The 16,173-nt window shown below is 61.6% G+C and carries 14 protein-coding genes and 1 pseudogene; 6 read left to right on the top strand and 9 right to left on the bottom strand.

Going from position 1 to position 16,173, the window contains the following annotated elements; translation table 11 throughout:
* Positions 1–27: 27 nt before the first annotated feature.
* Positions 28–288 carry a metallothionein gene (locus AB4P90_RS14205; RefSeq protein ID WP_173877502.1) on the top strand — a complete coding sequence of 87 codons (261 nt, stop codon included), beginning with the start codon at positions 28–30 and terminating at the stop codon, positions 286–288.
* A gap of 117 nt (positions 289–405) precedes the next feature.
* Positions 406–1,311 carry a LysR substrate-binding domain-containing protein gene (locus AB4P90_RS14200; protein WP_323556321.1) on the top strand — a complete coding sequence of 302 codons (906 nt, stop codon included), beginning with the start codon at positions 406–408 and terminating at the stop codon, positions 1,309–1,311.
* Position 1,312: 1 nt separating this feature from the next.
* Here the strand turns inward: AB4P90_RS14200 and AB4P90_RS14195 are convergent, their stop codons facing one another.
* The 8 genes and pseudogenes from AB4P90_RS14195 to AB4P90_RS14160 all read right to left on the bottom strand — a co-directional run.
* The gene (locus tag AB4P90_RS14195; protein WP_072434559.1) at positions 1,313–2,245 is read right to left on the bottom strand and encodes a cupin; all 933 of its coding nucleotides are present in this window, start codon (positions 2,243–2,245) and stop codon (positions 1,313–1,315) included.
* Positions 2,246–2,376: 131 nt separating this feature from the next.
* Positions 2,377–3,867 (bottom strand): aldehyde dehydrogenase, encoded by a 1,491-nt coding sequence (locus AB4P90_RS14190; protein WP_395606041.1) that lies wholly within the window; start codon positions 3,865–3,867, stop codon positions 2,377–2,379.
* A 222-nt stretch (positions 3,868–4,089) separates the two neighbouring features.
* A complete protein-coding gene (locus AB4P90_RS14185) occupies positions 4,090–5,469 on the bottom strand; it encodes an APC family permease (RefSeq protein WP_395606040.1) in 1,380 nt (459 codons plus the stop codon).
* Between the two features lie 145 nt (positions 5,470–5,614).
* Entirely contained in the window at positions 5,615–6,997 is a 1,383-nt protein-coding gene (locus AB4P90_RS14180) for an aspartate aminotransferase family protein (protein WP_038450089.1), read from the bottom strand.
* 36 nt (positions 6,998–7,033) lie between these two features.
* Positions 7,034–7,873, bottom strand: a complete 840-nt coding sequence (locus AB4P90_RS14175; RefSeq protein ID WP_032873985.1) for a helix-turn-helix transcriptional regulator — start codon at positions 7,871–7,873, stop codon at positions 7,034–7,036.
* Between the two features lie 101 nt (positions 7,874–7,974).
* Complete coding sequence (locus AB4P90_RS14170) at positions 7,975–9,306, bottom strand: LLM class flavin-dependent oxidoreductase (protein WP_014718429.1); 1,332 nt, start codon at positions 9,304–9,306, stop codon at positions 7,975–7,977.
* Positions 9,307–9,328: 22 nt separating this feature from the next.
* Positions 9,329–10,285 carry an ABC transporter substrate-binding protein gene (locus AB4P90_RS14165; protein ID WP_019820070.1) on the bottom strand — a complete coding sequence of 319 codons (957 nt, stop codon included), beginning with the start codon at positions 10,283–10,285 and terminating at the stop codon, positions 9,329–9,331.
* A 176-nt stretch (positions 10,286–10,461) separates the two neighbouring features.
* Positions 10,462–10,578, bottom strand: a pseudogene (locus AB4P90_RS14160) (ATP-binding protein); the annotation flags it as partial.
* Between the two features lie 142 nt (positions 10,579–10,720).
* On the opposite strand from AB4P90_RS14160, the gene AB4P90_RS14155 reads away from it, so the two are divergent.
* A complete protein-coding gene (locus tag AB4P90_RS14155) occupies positions 10,721–11,590 on the top strand; it encodes an oxaloacetate decarboxylase (protein WP_019820071.1) in 870 nt (289 codons plus the stop codon).
* A 4-nt stretch (positions 11,591–11,594) separates the two neighbouring features.
* Here AB4P90_RS14155 and AB4P90_RS14150 read toward each other — a convergent pair whose 3' ends face one another.
* Positions 11,595–12,071 carry a helix-turn-helix domain-containing protein gene (locus AB4P90_RS14150; RefSeq protein ID WP_014718425.1) on the bottom strand — a complete coding sequence of 159 codons (477 nt, stop codon included), beginning with the start codon at positions 12,069–12,071 and terminating at the stop codon, positions 11,595–11,597.
* Positions 12,072–12,178: 107 nt separating this feature from the next.
* On the opposite strand from AB4P90_RS14150, the gene fabF reads away from it, so the two are divergent.
* The 3 genes from fabF to AB4P90_RS14135 all read left to right on the top strand — a co-directional run bounded on the left by fabF (position 12,179) and on the right by AB4P90_RS14135 (position 16,141).
* Entirely contained in the window at positions 12,179–13,447 is a 1,269-nt protein-coding gene (fabF, locus tag AB4P90_RS14145) for a beta-ketoacyl-ACP synthase II (protein ID WP_014718424.1), read from the top strand.
* A 71-nt stretch (positions 13,448–13,518) separates the two neighbouring features.
* A complete protein-coding gene (locus tag AB4P90_RS14140) occupies positions 13,519–13,899 on the top strand; it encodes a RidA family protein (protein ID WP_014718423.1) in 381 nt (126 codons plus the stop codon).
* A 262-nt stretch (positions 13,900–14,161) separates the two neighbouring features.
* Positions 14,162–16,141: a U32 family peptidase gene (locus AB4P90_RS14135; RefSeq protein WP_019820074.1), complete on the top strand. Its 1,980-nt coding sequence runs from the start codon at positions 14,162–14,164 to the stop codon at positions 16,139–16,141.
* Positions 16,142–16,173 lie beyond the last annotated feature (32 nt).

The raw sequence follows: 16,173 nt of genomic DNA, 5'->3' as shown, positions 1-16,173 counted from the left end.
ATCAATCACTGAATATTCGGAGGACCTATGAACCCGACAACTCAAGGTTTGCCCTGCGCCTGCCCAGGCTGCACTTGCCAGGTGACCGATGACACAGGTCATCAACGCAACGGCAAAGCCTACTGCAGCCAGGCATGCGCCGACTTGCACCCACAGGGTCAAGCGTGCCCCAGTGCCGATTGCCATTGCGAGTCGAATGTGAAGGTGCGAGACCGCTCCGTCAGCGATAGCCAGCTCGACGAGGCGATCGAAGAAACCTTTCCTGCAAGCGATCCCATATCGCCTTGATCATTCAGCCCCACTAGGAAAACGGGGGTTGCATCGTGGCTCTAGGGTCTAGCAGTTGACAGCCCCCGGCAAAACTCAACAACCTGCACGTATCACCGCCCTGCCCTGAGGCTGCCCTTGGACTATTTCACCGCGCTCACCGCCTTCATCGAAGCCGCCGAAGGCAACAACTTCTCGCGTGCCGCCGAGCGCTTGGGGATCAAGGCCTCAACGGTTTCACGCTATGTGAAGGACCTTGAGCAAGACCTGGGCATCGCGCTGTTCAACCGCTCCACACGCACGCTGCATCTGACCGAAGGCGGCCAGACCTTCCTGATACACGCACGCAGAGTATTGGATGAACTGGAACACGCCAAGGCAGCCACGTCTGCGCTGAACCAGCATCCCCGGGGCGTGTTGAAACTCAACCTGCCACCGGCGTTTGCTCGCCATCACATCCTGCCGGCGTTGAATGACTTTCTGGCGCGCTACCCGCAGATCAGCGTGGAACTGGTGCTGGATAACAACAAGGTCAATTTGATTCATGCCGGCGTCGACTTGGCCATCCGCATTGGCGAGCTGGCCGATTCGACGCTCAAGGCACGCAAGCTCAGCGACGGCCACTACCGCTTGGTGGTCAGCCCGGCGTTTGGCACGCAGCACCCTCCTCCGTCCACGCCCACGGACTTGGCCGGTGTGCCTGCGGTGCTGGGCACGGCGACCACCGGCGATATCAGTTTTGTATCCGCCGGCCGCGCGCTCCCGTTGCAGCATGACGGCGTGATTCGAATCAATGACCTGGACGCGCAACTCATCGCCGTGCGCCAAGGCTTGGGCTTTGGGCTGTTGCCGGACTGGCTGGTGGCACGAAGTATCGAGGCCGGCGAGTTGGCAGTGTGGCTGCCCGAATGGCACATCCAGGGCGTGGAGCGGGCGTTTGCGGTGTGGTTTGTGTACCCGCCCAAGCGCATCGTGTCATCGAAGGTCCGGTGTTTTATCGACTTTATCGTTGAACGACTGGGCGAAACACCGGACTGGAAGTGACTCAACTGAAGCGGATATCCAGCGCACGCAAGTAGGTTTGCAGCCCCGCATCCTGAATCGGGATCAGGAACGCCTCGCTATCCGATTCATTAAAATGCGCATGCCAGTAACCGGGTGGTGTGACAAACGCCAGGCCGGGCGACCAGTCGACCCGCTGCGGGTTACGGATTTGCCCATCCGCGTCCAGCTCGGTGCCCACCAATGAATAACAGCCCTTGGGGCAATCAATAATGAAGTCCAGTGCAATCGACTGATGCCGATGGGGTTTCTGCACCGATCCCGCCGGCAGAATTCCGTACATGGCCCACAGCACGTGAGTCACCGTGCGCGTCTGCGGGAAATGACGGTTGCCCAGCAGGATGCTGATGCGGCTGCGGTCCTGTGCCCTGGGATCATCGGCCGCTTCACGCAACTTCGCGTTGGCCAGCGCTGCTGGGTACAGGGTCGGCGCAAAGCGATCGGCGCGGGGTGTCACCCCCAGGTAACGCAGCAACGGCTCATCGTGAACATAGTAAAGACGTGCATCCTCGCGGGCACTGAAGTGCGCCTGCTGTAATCCCGGCAGGGCAATAAAGCAGCCCTTGGACCATTGAATCTCATACTCCCCCTGAACCACGCTGCCTTGCCCGGCAATCACGTAGAACACCTGGGAAGTGGCGTTGGGTTGCAGGGTCAGTGTGTCACCACGGTTAAGGCGCATGAAGTTTGCGCATAACCCGGGGCCGGTGGCGGGGCCTTCGCAGCCCAAAGCCTCGCTGAGGTCCAGCGGTACCACGCGGGAGGGGCCATTGTCATACAGCGAGGCGGGAAAGCTGTGGTAGGGAATGCGGGAAATCAGGTTGGCACTGATGGGGTTCGCCGCCTTGCTGTACTCGAAGTACTCGGCGTCCACTTGGTTGATATCCGTCAGTGCGGGGTCCAATTCACGGTTCATCAGGCTCACCTCAGTCTTGGGCTGGATCGCGCAGCGCGGTTGAAGCGCTGCACGGGGTGAGTGGACTATAGGCATTGCCCACTGGCGGATGAATGCCTGTGACGGCACAGCAGTTATGCGAAACGGGGCAGTTAACGCAACTGGAACCAGGTGGTTTTCAGTTGCGTGTACTTATCAAACGAATGCAGCGACAAATCGCGCCCGAACCCCGACTGTTTGCCGCCGCCAAACGGCACGGTCACATCCAGCGCATCAATGGTGTTGACCGACACGGTGCCGGCGTTCAGGGCACGGGCCACGCGATGCGCACGGTTCAGGTCATCACTCCACACCGAGGCCGCCAGGCCATAAAGGCTGTCGTTGGCTTGCTGAATGGCCTGTTCTTCGGTATCGAAAGCGCTCACCGCCAGCACAGGCCCAAACACCTCCTCCTGGGAAAGGCGCATGTCAGCGGTGACGTTGGCGAATATCGTCGGCTGGATGAAGTTTGAACAACCCTCGATGTTCAACTGTTGGCCACCGGTCAACAGCGTGGCACCGTCTGCGTGCGCCCGGCCGATGGCTTGCATGATGCGTGCGGTTTGCCCGCTGTCGACAATTGCACCGGCGGCGCTGGCGGGATTAAGTGGGTTGCCGGGCATCCAGGCGCGGGATTTATCGATCAGGCGCTCGATGAACTCGTCGTGGATGCAGCGTTGCACGTAGAGGCGCGAATTGGCCGAACACACCTCGCCCTGGTTGAAGAAAATCCCAAAGGCCGCCTTCTCCGCCGCCAGGTCCAGGTCCTGACAGTCTGCAAACACCAGGTTCGGGCTCTTGCCACCACACTCCAGCCACACCTGTTTGAGGTTGGACTGGGCGGCGTACTGCATGAAGTATTTGCCCACCTGGGTGGAGCCGGTAAACACCAGGCAATCAACGTCCGGGTGCAACCCCAGTGCCTTGCCGGCGCCCTCGCCCATACCTGGCACCACGTTTAGCACGCCTTCGGGGATGCCTGCCTCCAGCGCCAGTTGGGCCAGGCGCAGGGCGGAAAACGGCGATTGCTCAGCGGGCTTGAGCACCACGCTATTGCCGGCCGCCAAGGCGGGTGCCAGTTTCCAGGCGGCCATGTCCAGCGGAAAATTCCACGGCACCACCGCGGCAATCACACCCAGGGCTTCGCGGGTGATGGTCGCCAACGCGTTGTGGGCAGTCGGCGCGACCTGATCGTAGAGCTTGTCCAGGGCTTCGCCGTACCAGGCGATCACATGGGCCGCGCCGGGCACGTCGACGTTATAGGCGTCCATTACCGGCTTGCCCATGTTCAGGGAGTCCAGCAATGCGAGTTCTTCGCGGTGGGTCATCAACAGGTCGGCGAGTTTGATCAAGACTTTTTTGCGTTCGCCTGGAGGCATGCGCCGCCACGGGCCGTTGTCAAAGGCGCGGCGTGCGGCGCGCACTGCCAAGTCCACTTCAACGTCACCGCAGGCGGCGACACGTGCAAGGAGCTGGTTGGTCGCCGGGTTGATGGCGTCAAAGGTCGCCCCGGACAGTGCGGCGACGGCCTGGCCGTCGATCAAGGCGGTGTTGATGAAGGTTTGACGGGCAGCGCGTTGCTGCCAGTAGTCGAGGTTGAACATGCTGTACTCCTATGTAATTGGGTCTAATCCACGCGGCGGCAAGCCCGACGCCGAACGCAATGCTCAAGGCAACGCAGTGCCAATGTGGGAGCGGGCTTGCTCGCGAAGGCGGTGTATCAGTCAATATCAATGTTTGCTGGGCCGACGTCTTCGCGAGCAAGCCCGCTCCCACAGGGGGCCTGCGCTTGACTGATTGGCAATAGGGAACGCCCGTTTTTTTTCTTATTCGGCCATGTGCAATTCCGGCATCCCCACCCGGAACCCTCGGGTGAGGCACAGCAAACACAGCAGCCCCAGGCCCATCCAGCCCAGGCCGATGGTGAACGACAGGCCCGACAGGCTCGTCCACAACCACAGCGTGCTGAGAAACCCCAGGCCTGGCAGGGCGGCGTACAGCAGATAGTTGCGTGTACCGCGCAGCTTCTGGTCGCCCAGGTAATGCTTGATCACGGCCAGGTTCACCGCCGAAAACGCGAACAGCGCGCCAAAGCTGATCATGTTGGCCACGGTGTCCAGGCTGATAAACAGCGCAATCAGCGAAAACAGGCTGACCAGCATGATCGCGTTGGCCGGGACGCGTTTTTTCGTCACCAGCTTGCCGAATACCCTGGGCAATGCGCCGTCGCGGCCCATGGCGAACAGCACCCGTGACACGCTGGCCTGGGAGACCATCGCGGAAGCGAAACAACCCGCCACGTAGGTGGCGGTAAATGCACTCACGAGCAGCTCACCGCCGACCCGACGCATCACATCCACCGAAGCCGCGTCGGGATCGGCGAAACTGTTCCATTCCGGGAAGACCATCTGGGCGCAATACGACACCACCAGAAACAGCAGCCCACCGATCAGCGACACCGCCATGATCGCCTGCGGAATGGTACGGCGCGGGTCCGGCGTCTCCTCGGCCATGGTCGATACCGCATCAAACCCCAGGAACGACAGGCACAGCACCGCCGCGCCGGTCATGATCAGCGGCACACTGAAACCTTCATGGTAAAACGGCTTGAGCAGCGACACCGGCTCGGCTTGCCCGCTGAGGTTGTGGATCGACAACGCCACGAACATCACGATGAACACCAGTTGGGCCACGATCAGCACCCAATTGACCCGGGTAATCGACTCGATACCCACCAGATTGAGCGCCGTCACCAGGGCAATGGAGCCCAATACCCATACGGCGGTGGGCACGGTAGGAAAGTATTCGGACAAGTAGATGCCGATCAGCAAATAGCTGAGCAGCGGCAGGAAGATGTAGTCCAGCAGCAAGGTCCAGCCGGCGATAAAGCCGAAGGAGGCGCCAAACGCCTTGCGCGTATAGGTGTAGACCGAGCCCGAATAGGGGTGCGCCTTGACCATGCACCCATAGCTGTAGGCCGTCAGCAGCATGGCAGCCAGGGTCGACAGGTAGGCGGTGGCCAGATGCCCTTTGGTCATCTGGGTGACCAGGCCGTAGGTGGTGAACACCGCCAGCGGCACCATATACGCCAGGCCGAACAGTACAAGCCCGACAAGGCCCAGGGGTTGTCGAAAGCGGCGCGATGAGGTCAGTTGGGTTGAGGTTTGATGGGCGGGAGTATCGGCTACGTTTGTTATTGTATTCATTGCTGACTCCTGGAAAGTGGAATGCAGGGCACCGCGGCGTTCGATCAAATCGACACCGTTGATGAGTCATCCATTGGGAGCGGTGGGCAGGCCGCTACGGGGCGCCCACCCTGTTCAACCGAGCGGCATGCAGGGGCTCAGCCCTTCACAGTTTTCCCGCGATCCGTGCGGTGCGGTCCACCGCGATGCGGGTTTTGTCGACCAGCTCATCAAGCTCCGCGCGGCTGGCCACCAGGGCCGGCGCCATGATCATACGGCCCAGGGTCGAGCGAATAATCACGCCTTCTTCGAAGCCAAACGTGCGGCATTGCCAGGCCAGGTCGTTTTCATTGGCAAAGCGTTTGCGCGTGCCCTTGTCCTCGACAAACTGCAAGGCTGCCAGCAGGCCGGTACCCTGGATCTCGCCGATCAGCGGGTGGTTCCCAAAGACTTCATGCAGGAGCGTGTGCAAATACGGCCCGGTGTCGTCCTTCACCTGGCGCACGATCCCTTCGTCACGCAGCGCCTTGAGGTTGGCCAGGGCCACCGCCGCCGCAACCGGGTGCCCGGAATACGTCAGTCCATGGGCAAACACCCCGCCCCGCTCCACCAGGGCTTCGGCCATGCGCTTGCTCAATACCAAACCGCCCATGGGCAGGTAACCGGAGGTCAGGCCCTTGGCGATCGACAACGTGTCGGGTTCGAAGCCGAAATGCTGATGGGCAAACCATTCACCGGTACGGCCGAAACCGCCAATCACTTCATCAGCGCAAAGCAGCACATCGTATTGGCGACAGATGCGCTGGACCTCTGGCCAGTAGCTTTCTGGGGGGAAAATCATGCCGCCGGCGCCCTGGAAAGGTTCAGCGATAAAACCGGCGACGTTTTGCGCGCCCAACTCCAGTATCTTTTCTTCCAGTTGCAGGGCGCAGCGCCGCCCGAACTCGGCCGGGGTCAACTCACCGCCCTGGGCGTACCAATAAGGCTCGTCAATGTGCGCGACGTCCGGGATCAAGCCGCCCATTTCATGCATGAATTTCATGCCGCCCAGGGCAGACGCCGCCAGGGTGGAGCCGTGATAGCCATTCCAGCGACCGATCATGATCTTCTTCTGCGGCTTGCCGAGCACTTGCCAGTAGCGCCGTACCGTGCGGATCAGCACCTCGTTGGCTTCGGAACCGGAGTTGGTGTAGATCACATGGCTGTAGTGCTTTGGCAACAGGCTGAACAGCAACTCGGACAGCTCGATCACCGCCGGATGGGTGGTGTGAAAGAACATGTTGTAGTACGCCAGCTGATCCATCTGCGCAGCCGCCGCAGCCGTCAGGTCCTTGCGCCCATAACCCAGCTGCGTGCACCACAGGCCCGACATCCCGTCCAGGTAACGCTTACCCTCGCTGTCCCACAGGTACAGGCCCTCACCGCGGACCATTACGCGTGGGCCTTCGGCATTCAGCGCCTTTTGATCCACAAAGGCATGGATATGGTGCGCCGCGTCCGAGGCCTGGTAGTCCTGGGTCTGGCGTTGCGGTTCAAAGGGTAGGTTCATGGCTTTTTCTCTTGTTGTGGGTGGTCATGCAGTCGGTCAACGGCTTTTGCTCATGTAGCGTTCGAGGGGGTCTTTGCTCAGCCCGCCCTGGGCCTCGGCCAACGAGTCGATAAACAGGGAAAACAGTTCCGATTGCGTGCCGATGTCGAGCTTGCTGTAGATGTGCTTGCGGTGGGACTTGATAGTGTCTTCGGAGACTCCGAGGCGCTCGGCCAGCGAACGTGTGGAGTGGCCGCGCAGGATCAACTGGGTGATCCGGCATTCGCGTTCGGTGAGCAGCGACGAGCCGAAGTTGTTGAGTGCCGAGTGAATACGCTGTTCCAACAGGCTTTCGAAGCGCGCGCCCTGAGTCTCCAGGCCGGCGAAGTGCTTGCCCAGCACCGCCAGTACCCAAGGTGCTATGCGCTTGAATTGCTCGGTGGTGGCCGCGTCGAGCTTTTGCGTAAAGGCCAGCGACACCGCCAGGCTCAAGCCGTTGCTCGCCTGCAGGATGTAGTTGAGCTCATCCTCCAGGTGCGAATGCCGGTAAAACGACTGGTAGTACTCGCTGTGCTCGAAGTGATCGGGGGCTACGTCGGCGAGGTCGTAGCAGCCGGAAGCCGCCCCCTCCACGCAGGCGCCGTAGAACGGGTCGAGCAAGTAAAACCCGGAGAGGTACTGGCGCACATTGCCCTGGGGAAGCCATGGCCCGTCCAGTTCGAACACTGCGCTGGGCATACCGTCGTGGGGGTACAGGTACAAGGTCGTGGCCTGAATGGGGCGGATACACCCCAGGGCATCGAACAACGTGGCGGCAAACCCCGCGTGCCCGATGCTCTCGGTCACCCTGGCTATCTGTTCGAACCACTGGGCTGAAGACAGTCGATCATTATCCACTTCGAAGACTCGCCGTCATAACGGTTGGGTGCGACACCAGGTCACTGGCGCCGGGGACTGAAGTGATAGTCCCACACCCGCAAAGTCATCGAAATCACCCCTTAGGGTGAGGGGGTGCGCGCAAACCTCGGAATCGCCAAGCCCAGGCTTTCACGCAAGGTCGAGCCCTCGTAGGCCGTGCGATAAACACCGCGCTCCTGCAGCAAAGGGATCACCTCCTGAGTAAAACGATCAAATTGCCCAGGGTGCCCGATGTAGATATTGAACCCATCCACCGCCCGCGCCTGGAACCAATCCGCCAGTTTCTGCGCCACCGTGGCGGCGCTGCCCACGAACGCGCCTGGGCGCAATTGCCGGCCAAACTCGACGGCCTGGCGCAGGGTAAAGCCCTTTTCCCGGGCCTGGTCTGCGATGCGTTTGGCTGCGGTGAAAAAACTGCTGCGCGCGGCCTCCAGGCTCTCTTGCGGGAACGGCGCGTCCAGGTCGTATTGGCTGAAATCATGCCAACCAAAATTGCGCCCGAACTCCTTGAGCGCCAGCGCGAAACTGTGGTCGAGCTGATGATAGTGCTGCTCGATTTCCCGGGCATGGGCATCGGTGTCGCCCACGTAAATTTCCGCACCGGGCATGATCAGTACCTGTTCCGGATCGCGCCCCCGTTGTGCCGCCCTACCCTTGATATCCCGGTAAAACGCCTGGCCCTGCTCAATACTGGCTGCGTGGGTGAAGATCACATCGGCGGTGGCGGCGCCCAGGTCGCGGCCTTGTTCGGAGTCGCCAGCCTGGAATATCACCGGTTGGCCCTGGGGGGAGCGCTGGATATTCAGCGGGCCCACCACCGAAAAGTGTTCGCCCTGGTGGTTCAGGCTGTGCAGCTTGCTCGGGTCGAGAAACTGCCCAGTGGCACGGTTGCGCACAAACGCATCATCTTCATAGGAGTTCCACAGCCCCTGCACCACCTGAACATGTTCGGCGGCACGCCCGTAGCGGGTGGCGTAGTCGTAGTGTTCGTCGCGGCTGTAGTTGCCGGCGGTACCGGCATCGCCACTGGTCACCACGTTCCAGCCGGCGCGGCCTTTGCTGATCAGGTCCAGGGAGGCCAGGCGCCGGGCGACGTTATACGGCGAGTTATACGAGGTGGTCAGCGTACCGACCAGGCCGATATGCCGCGTGCTCACGGCCAGTGCCGACAGCAACGTCAGCGGCTCCAGGCGATTGAGGTAATGGGAGGGCGAGCCTTCGGTGATGAACTGGCTGTCGACGATGAACATCAGGTCGAACAGCGCCGCCTCGGCCTGGCGCGCTATCTCGATGTACCAATCGACGTTGACGCTGGCATCGGCCGGCAATTGCGGATCAAGCCACAGGTTATGGCGGCCCGGCCCACCGCAGCCCATGGTCAGAGCGCCCAGTTTGAGCTGTCTTTTAGTCATTGCGCAGTAGTCCTTCAAGCGGTCAGGGCTGGGTGGTGACAACGGCGGGTTGCAAGGCGGCCGCGAATGAAGGGTCGAACAACGTGGCGGCCGAGTAAGACTTGACCAGACCCAGGCCGGCAAAAAAGTCCACGGTCTTTTGCGCCTCGATGGGCGCCTGAGGCGTTAGCGGCTCGACGGTGGTGCGTGCGCGGGCAAACCAGACGCGGGCGATGTCGGCATCAGCGCGGGTGCGCTTGGCCCAGGCATCGGCATACGCGTTGGCGTTGGCCGGGCTCTGGCGCGCCCAGTCGCGGGCTTTTTTCAGGCGCTGGAGAAAGTCACTGATGGGTTCACGCTTGGCCTCCACAGCACTGGCGTTGGCGGCAATGAAACTCTGGGCCGGGATCAAGTCTTCAGCGGTTGCCAGCACCCGCGCACCTTGGCGTTCCTGTTGCGTGACGTAGGGTTCCCAAGTGGCGATCACGTCAACGGCACCGCCTTCCAGCGCGTGGGAGGCGTCCAGGGCGCTGAGGTAACGCCATTGCAGCGAATCCCGCGCAACCCCGGCCTTGTCCAGCGCGGTCAGCAACAATTGCTGGCTCCAGGAGCCCTTCCAAATCGCGGCGCGTTTGCCTGCCAGATCGGCCAGGCTGCGGATCGACGAGTCTTTTTTTACCAGGATGGCTACGCCGTCGAGATTCTGCCGGCTGACGGCAATCACCTTGATCGGTGCACCCAAGGCGCCCAGGAACAACACCGGGGCATCCCCGAGCAGGCCCAGGTCCAGGCTGCCGACGTTGAGCGCTTCGGCCACTGGTGAGCCGGCCGTGAACTGTTTCCAGTCCAGCGTGTAGGGCAAGTCATCCAGCACCCCCGCCGCTTCCATCACGGCCTGGGCGTTGTAGCTCTGGTCGCCGACCACCAGGGTTTGCGCTTGCGCCGTCAGGCACAGAAATGAGGCGGCGAACCCGGCCGCCAGGATTTTGAGGTAACGCACGTTCGTCTCCAGATGCCTTGTGGGGCATGCAAGTCGATCCGCACGCACGGTCTCGGTTTAAAAGGTTATTGTTTATAGCTATGGGGTGTGAGGGCTATTTTTGCGGGCTGAAGGTAAGATGTAAAATACTGATTACGCATAACCTAATTCAATAAAAATGCGTATATCGCATCACGCTAGCGCGCAAATTCAATCCGGGCCATCAAGCCCGAACCACGCCGAAGGCGAAAGAACGGGTCGAATACACGCTCCAGGTCCGCTTCGGGAATCCCCGGCCCCTCGTCGCTGACCTCAGGCCGGCCCGGCATACAGCCCCGGCGCTCGTTAGCACGCCTGCTCAAACGTCATAATCACAGGGGCATCTGCGTGGTAATCTCCCGGCACCACGAATAGACATTGATCGTCACTTGACGATGACCAAAGCCAGGAAAGACCATGCCCAAGATTTCTCACTCAGCGCTACGCCGTAACTTCCGTGACCTGCTGGCAACGCCCCTGTGCGTTGAAACCGCCTCCGTATTCGACCCCATGTCTGCCCGCATCGCGGCCGACCTGGGGTTTGAAGTGGGAATCCTGGGCGGTTCAGTCGCCTCCCTGCAGGTGCTGGCGGCCCCCGATTTTGCGTTGATTACCCTGAGTGAGTTCGTCGAGCAAGCCACCCGCATCGGCCGTGTGGCCCAGTTGCCCTTCATCGCCGATGCCGACCATGGCTACGGCAACGCCCTGAACGTGATGCGCACCGTCGAAGAACTGGAACGCGCCGGCGTCGCTGCGCTGACCATCGAAGACACCCTCTTGCCCGCGCAATTCGGGCGTAAATCCACGGACCTGATTTCCGTCGAAGAAGGCATCGGCAAGGTCAAGGCCGCGCTGGAGGCACGTGTCGACCCGGCGCTGTCGATCATTGCGCGCACCAATGCCGGCGTGCTGCCCACCAGCGACGTGATTGCGCGGACCAAGGCCTACGAAAAGGCCGGTGCTGACGGCATCTGCATGGTCGGCGTCAAGGACTTCGACCACCTGGAGCAGATCGCGCAGAACCTCAGCGTTCCGCTGATGCTGGTGACCTACGGCAACCCGCAACTGCACGACAGCGAGCGCCTGGCCAGCCTGGGCGTGCGCATCGTGGTGGCCGGGCATGGCGCCTACTTCGCCGCGATCAAGGCCACTTACGACAGCCTGCGTGCCCAGCGTCAGCTGACCCACAGCACCTCGAACCTCAGTGCGACGGAATTGACCCACACCTACACCTTGCCTGAGAGCTATGTGGCGTGGGCAGAAGAGTTCATGGATGTAAAAGAGTAATCACTCACTCACGGCTCAGCCGTTGGCGCATCCCTGCGCTGGCGGCCGGGCCGGGCTGTACCACGCACTGATCCATCGCCACCCACGCACCTTGCGCCGTCGCCATCATCGGCTGCACCGGCCGGCCCGTCTCGCGTTCCACCACCTCGACACTGATGCCCTCCTCGGCGTAATGCCGATTGCCCCAGGCCACCAACGCCATCAGCACCATACGAAAGTCTTCGCCCCTGGCCGTCGGCACGTATTCGTAGCGTGGCGGCCGCTCGCTGTAGGCGCGGCGCTCCAGCATGCCCGCTTCTACCAAGCCATTAAGGCGCCGCGTCAGCATGTTGGGCGCGATGCCCAGGCTGCGCGAGAACTCGTCAAAACGGCGCAGGCCGTGCAAGGCGTCGCGCATGATCAGCATGCTCCACCACTCCCCTACCCGTTCAAGGCTACGGGCGATGGGGCATTCGGCACTGATGAGGGATTTGCGCTGCATAAGTATTCCTGTGTGCGAGTACAAACTTGTAGGACACCATGTTACTTTCATGATGATAGTGACGTCCATACGCTGTGTATCCTTCAAGCAACAGGAGTCGATTGAGCATGAGTAAACGTATCGTCGTGACGGGCATGGGCGCGCTGACGCCGCTGGGGTCGAGCGTGGAATCCACTTGGCAGCGCTTGCTGGACGGGCAGTCGGGCATCCGCCGTTTGCCGCAAGAGTTGATCGGTGATCTGGCGGTCAGCATCGGCGGCCAGGTGCAAAGTGCGTTGCAAGACCCCGAAGCCGGTTTTGATCCTGATCGACTGTTGGCGGCCAAGGAACAGCGCAAGATGGACCGCTTTATCCTGTTCGCCCTGGCGGCGGCGGATGAAGCCCTGAAGCAGGCCAATTGGGCACCCAAAACACCTGAGGAGCAGGCGCGCACAGCGACCATCATCGCCTCCGGTGTCGGTGGTTTCCCGGCCATTGCCGATGCGGTGCGCACCACTGACAGCAAGGGCCCGCGTCGTCTGTCGCCCTTCACCATTCCATCGTTTCTGAGCAACATGGCCGCCGGGCATGTGTCGATCAACTATGGCTTGAAAGGCCCGCTGGGTGCGCCAGTAACCGCGTGTGCAGCCGGGGTTCAGGCTATCGGCGACGCAGCGCGAATGATCCGCGCCGGGGAAGTCGACGTCGCGGTATGCGGCGGTGCCGAAGCGGCGATTCATCGCGTCAGCCTGGCCGGTTTCGCCGCAGCGCGAGCGTTGTCCAGCGATTTCAATGCCACGCCGCAGCGCGCTTCGCGCCCCTTCGATCAAGCGCGCGACGGCTTTGTGATGGGCGAAGGCGCCGGCATTCTGGTAATTGAAGAACTGGAGCATGCCCTGGCGCGGGGCGCGCAGCCGATTGCCGAACTGGTGGGCTATGGCACCAGTGCAGACGCCTATCACATGACCGCAGGGCCTGAAGACGGTGACGGTGCGCGCCGGGCAATGACTCAAGCGTTGCGCCAGGCGGGCATCGAGGCATCGCAGGTGCAGTACCTGAATGCCCACGCGACCTCCACGCCTGTGGGCGACAAAGGCGAGCTGGCGGCGATCAGGACGGTATTCGGTACCGGCGGCAGCCCGGCGATCAGCTCGACAAAATCCGCCACCGGCCACTTGCTCGGTGCTGCGGGGGGCATCGAAGCCGTCTTTACCGTGCTTGCCCTGCGTGACCAGATCGCGCCAATGACACTCAACCTGGAAAACCCGGACGCCCTCGCCGACGGCCTGGACATGGTGCGCGATGAGGCGCGTCCCATGCCGATTGAATATGCGCTGTCCAATGGCTTCGGCTTTGGCGGCGTGAACGCCAGCGTACTGTTCCGACGCTGGATATAAGCCGGGGTTTGCCCCTGGGCTGAATTTCACCGACCATGGCGCCTTTCTGTTCCTGCCAACACGAGGTGCCCATGGCCAACCACGACCTGTCCTATACCCCTGACCCGGACGCCGATTCCATCTCCTCCGACGTGATCGGCTTCAACGGCATCCTGGTCTCCACCCAGATTCCCACCCATGCCGATGGCAGCCTGGAGCTGGGCGATATCACCCTGCAAAGCGAGTGCACCCTGCAAGCGCTGAAAGTTGCGCTGGAAAAAGCCGGCAGCTCCATGGACCGGGTCATGCACCTGACCATCTACCTCACCGACATGGCCGACCGCGCGGCGTTCAACGAGGTCTACAAGCGCTTTTTCGCCAAGCCCTGGCCAGTGCGGGCGGCAGTGGGCGTTGCCGCCTTGGCGGTAGAAGGTATGCGGGTGGAAGTGACGGCGATGGCTGCCAAGGCTTGAATCTGTGACGCCGTTAGCGCCGATCTGATCGGAATGTCGAACGCCGTCAAAAAGGCGGGAGCTGGCTTGCCTGCGATAGCGGTGGTGAATGTTCAATCGCCATCGCAGGCAAGCCAGCTCCCACATTGGGGCTTCGTTGCGTTGAGTAATGCGTTCGCTTAACGGACTCGCATTAGGCCCGACAGCCCTGCGGTAGATGCCGCCCAGGCATTTCACAGCTACAATGCGCGCCTCAACCGTGACAAGCCTGACTAAAAAAACTATGTCCTTGCCCAAGCATCACCTGGAATTGCTCAGCCCTGCCCGCGATGTCGCCATTGCGCGCGAGGCTATCCTGCACGGCGCCGACGCCGTTTACATCGGCGGGCCGAGCTTTGGCGCCCGCCATAATGCGTGTAACGAGGTGAGCGATATCGCCCAACTGGTGGAATTCGCCCGCCGTTACCACGCCCGCGTCTTCACCACCATCAACACCATTTTGCATGACAACGAGCTGGAGCCCGCGCGCAAGCTGATCCATCAGCTCTACGATGCCGGTGTGGATGCGCTGATCGTGCAAGACCTGGGCGTGATGGAGCTGGATATTCCGCCGATCGAGCTGCACGCCAGCACCCAGACCGACATCCGCACCCTGGGCCGGGCCAGGTTTCTCGACCAGGCCGGTTTCTCGCAGTTGGTACTGGCCCGCGAGTTGAACCTGCAAGAGATCCGCGCCATTGCCGACGAGACCGATGCCGCCATCGAGTTCTTTATCCACGGCGCCCTGTGCGTGGCGTTCTCCGGGCAGTGCAATATCTCCCACGCGCAAAATGGCCGCAGCGCCAACCGTGGCGATTGCTCCCAGGCCTGCCGCCTGCCCTACACCCTGAAAGATGACCAAGGCCGCGTGGTAGCCTTTGAAAAGCACCTGCTGTCGATGAAAGACAACAATCAGAGCGCCAACCTGCGCGCCCTGGTCGAAGCGGGTGTGCGTTCGTTCAAGATCGAAGGCCGCTACAAGGACATGGGCTATGTGAAGAACATCACCGCCTACTACCGACAGCGCCTCGACGAGATCCTCGAAGACCGCCCGGACCTGGCCCGCGCTTCCAGCGGGCGTACCGCGCACTTCTTCCTGCCCGACCCGGAAAAAACCTTCCACCGGGGCAGCACCGATTACTTTGTCAGCGACCGTAAGATCGACATCGGCGCGTTTGACACCCCGACCTTTACCGGCCTGCCCGTGGGCACCGTGGAAAAAGCTGGCAAGCGCGACTTGCAGGTGGTCACCCATGAGCCGCTGTCCAACGGCGACGGCCTCAATGTGCTGATCAAGCGTGAAGTGGTGGGTTTTCGCGCCAACATCGCCGAGCCCAAGGGTGAGTTCGAGGAAGACGGTGAGAAGCGCTACCGCTACCGCGTCGAGCCCAACGAAATGCCGGCCGGTTTGCACCAACTGCGCCCGCATCACCCGCTCAATCGCAACCTGGACCACAACTGGCAACAGGCCCTGCTCAAGACCTCGGCCGAGCGCCGTATCGGTTTGTCATGGGTCGCGCGCCTGCGTGAAGAGCAACTGCAAATCACCGCGACCAGCGAAGAAGGCATCAGCGCCAGTGTCACCCTGCCCGGCCCGTTTGGCGTGGCCAACAAACCGGAACAGGCGCTGGACACCCTGCGCGACCTGCTCGGCCAGCTCGGCACCACCGAGTACCACGCCACCCGCATCGAACTGGATGCGCCGCAGGCGTTCTTCATCCCCAACTCGCAGCTCAAGGCGTTACGCCGTGAAGTGATCGAAGCACTGACCGCCGCACGCGTCGCCGCGCATCCGCGGGGCGGGCGCAAGGCTGAAACCTCGCCCCCGCCGGTTTACCCTGAGGCGCACCTGTCGTTCCTGGCCAACGTCTACAACCAGAAGGCCCGGGACTTCTACCATCGTCACGGCGTGAAGCTGATCGATGCAGCCTTCGAAGCCCACGAAGAAACCGGCGAAGTGCCGGTGATGATCACCAAGCACTGCCTGCGTTTCTCGTTCAACCTGTGCCCTAAACAGGCCAAGGGTGTGACCGGGGTAAAGACCAAGGTGGCGCCGATGCAATTGATCCACGGTGACGAAGTGCTGACCCTGAAGTTCGACTGCAAACCCTGCGAGATGCATGTGGTGGGCAAGATCAAGGGGCATATCCTCGGCCTGCCGCAGCCTGGCAGCGCGGTGGAGCATTTCAACCCGGAAAACCTCATCTATCAGGGCACGCACTAACCCTCATCTGTAGGAGCGAGCTTGCTCGCGAA

It is taken from the genome of Pseudomonas sp. B16120, from assembly GCF_044218845.1.
GTDB classification, from domain to species: domain Bacteria; phylum Pseudomonadota; class Gammaproteobacteria; order Pseudomonadales; family Pseudomonadaceae; genus Aquipseudomonas; species Aquipseudomonas paracarnis.
The sequence above is the reverse complement of the archived record's forward strand: the minus strand, read 5'-3'. Positions and strand labels throughout refer to the sequence as shown.

What these genes read in the sequence shown, in the direction of transcription:
- AB4P90_RS14205 (WP_173877502.1), top strand. Translation starts at nt 28, where the DNA reads ATGAACCCGACAACTCAAGGTTTGCCCTGCGCCTGCCCAGGCTGCACT.
- fabF (WP_014718424.1), top strand. Translation starts at nt 12,179, where the DNA reads ATGAGTAAACGTATCGTCGTGACGGGCATGGGCGCGCTGACGCCGCTG.
- AB4P90_RS14155 (WP_019820071.1), top strand. Translation starts at nt 10,721, where the DNA reads ATGCCCAAGATTTCTCACTCAGCGCTACGCCGTAACTTCCGTGACCTG.
- AB4P90_RS14195 (WP_072434559.1), bottom strand. Translation starts at nt 2,245, where the DNA reads ATGAACCGTGAATTGGACCCCGCACTGACGGATATCAACCAAGTGGAC.
- AB4P90_RS14190 (WP_395606041.1), bottom strand. Translation starts at nt 3,867, where the DNA reads ATGTTCAACCTCGACTACTGGCAGCAACGCGCTGCCCGTCAAACCTTC.
- AB4P90_RS14180 (WP_038450089.1), bottom strand. Translation starts at nt 6,997, where the DNA reads ATGAACCTACCCTTTGAACCGCAACGCCAGACCCAGGACTACCAGGCC.
- AB4P90_RS14140 (WP_014718423.1), top strand. Translation starts at nt 13,519, where the DNA reads ATGGCCAACCACGACCTGTCCTATACCCCTGACCCGGACGCCGATTCC.
- AB4P90_RS14135 (WP_019820074.1), top strand. Translation starts at nt 14,162, where the DNA reads ATGTCCTTGCCCAAGCATCACCTGGAATTGCTCAGCCCTGCCCGCGAT.
- AB4P90_RS14150 (WP_014718425.1), bottom strand. Translation starts at nt 12,071, where the DNA reads ATGCAGCGCAAATCCCTCATCAGTGCCGAATGCCCCATCGCCCGTAGC.
- AB4P90_RS14185 (WP_395606040.1), bottom strand. Translation starts at nt 5,469, where the DNA reads ATGAATACAATAACAAACGTAGCCGATACTCCCGCCCATCAAACCTCA.
- AB4P90_RS14170 (WP_014718429.1), bottom strand. Translation starts at nt 9,306, where the DNA reads ATGACTAAAAGACAGCTCAAACTGGGCGCTCTGACCATGGGCTGCGGT.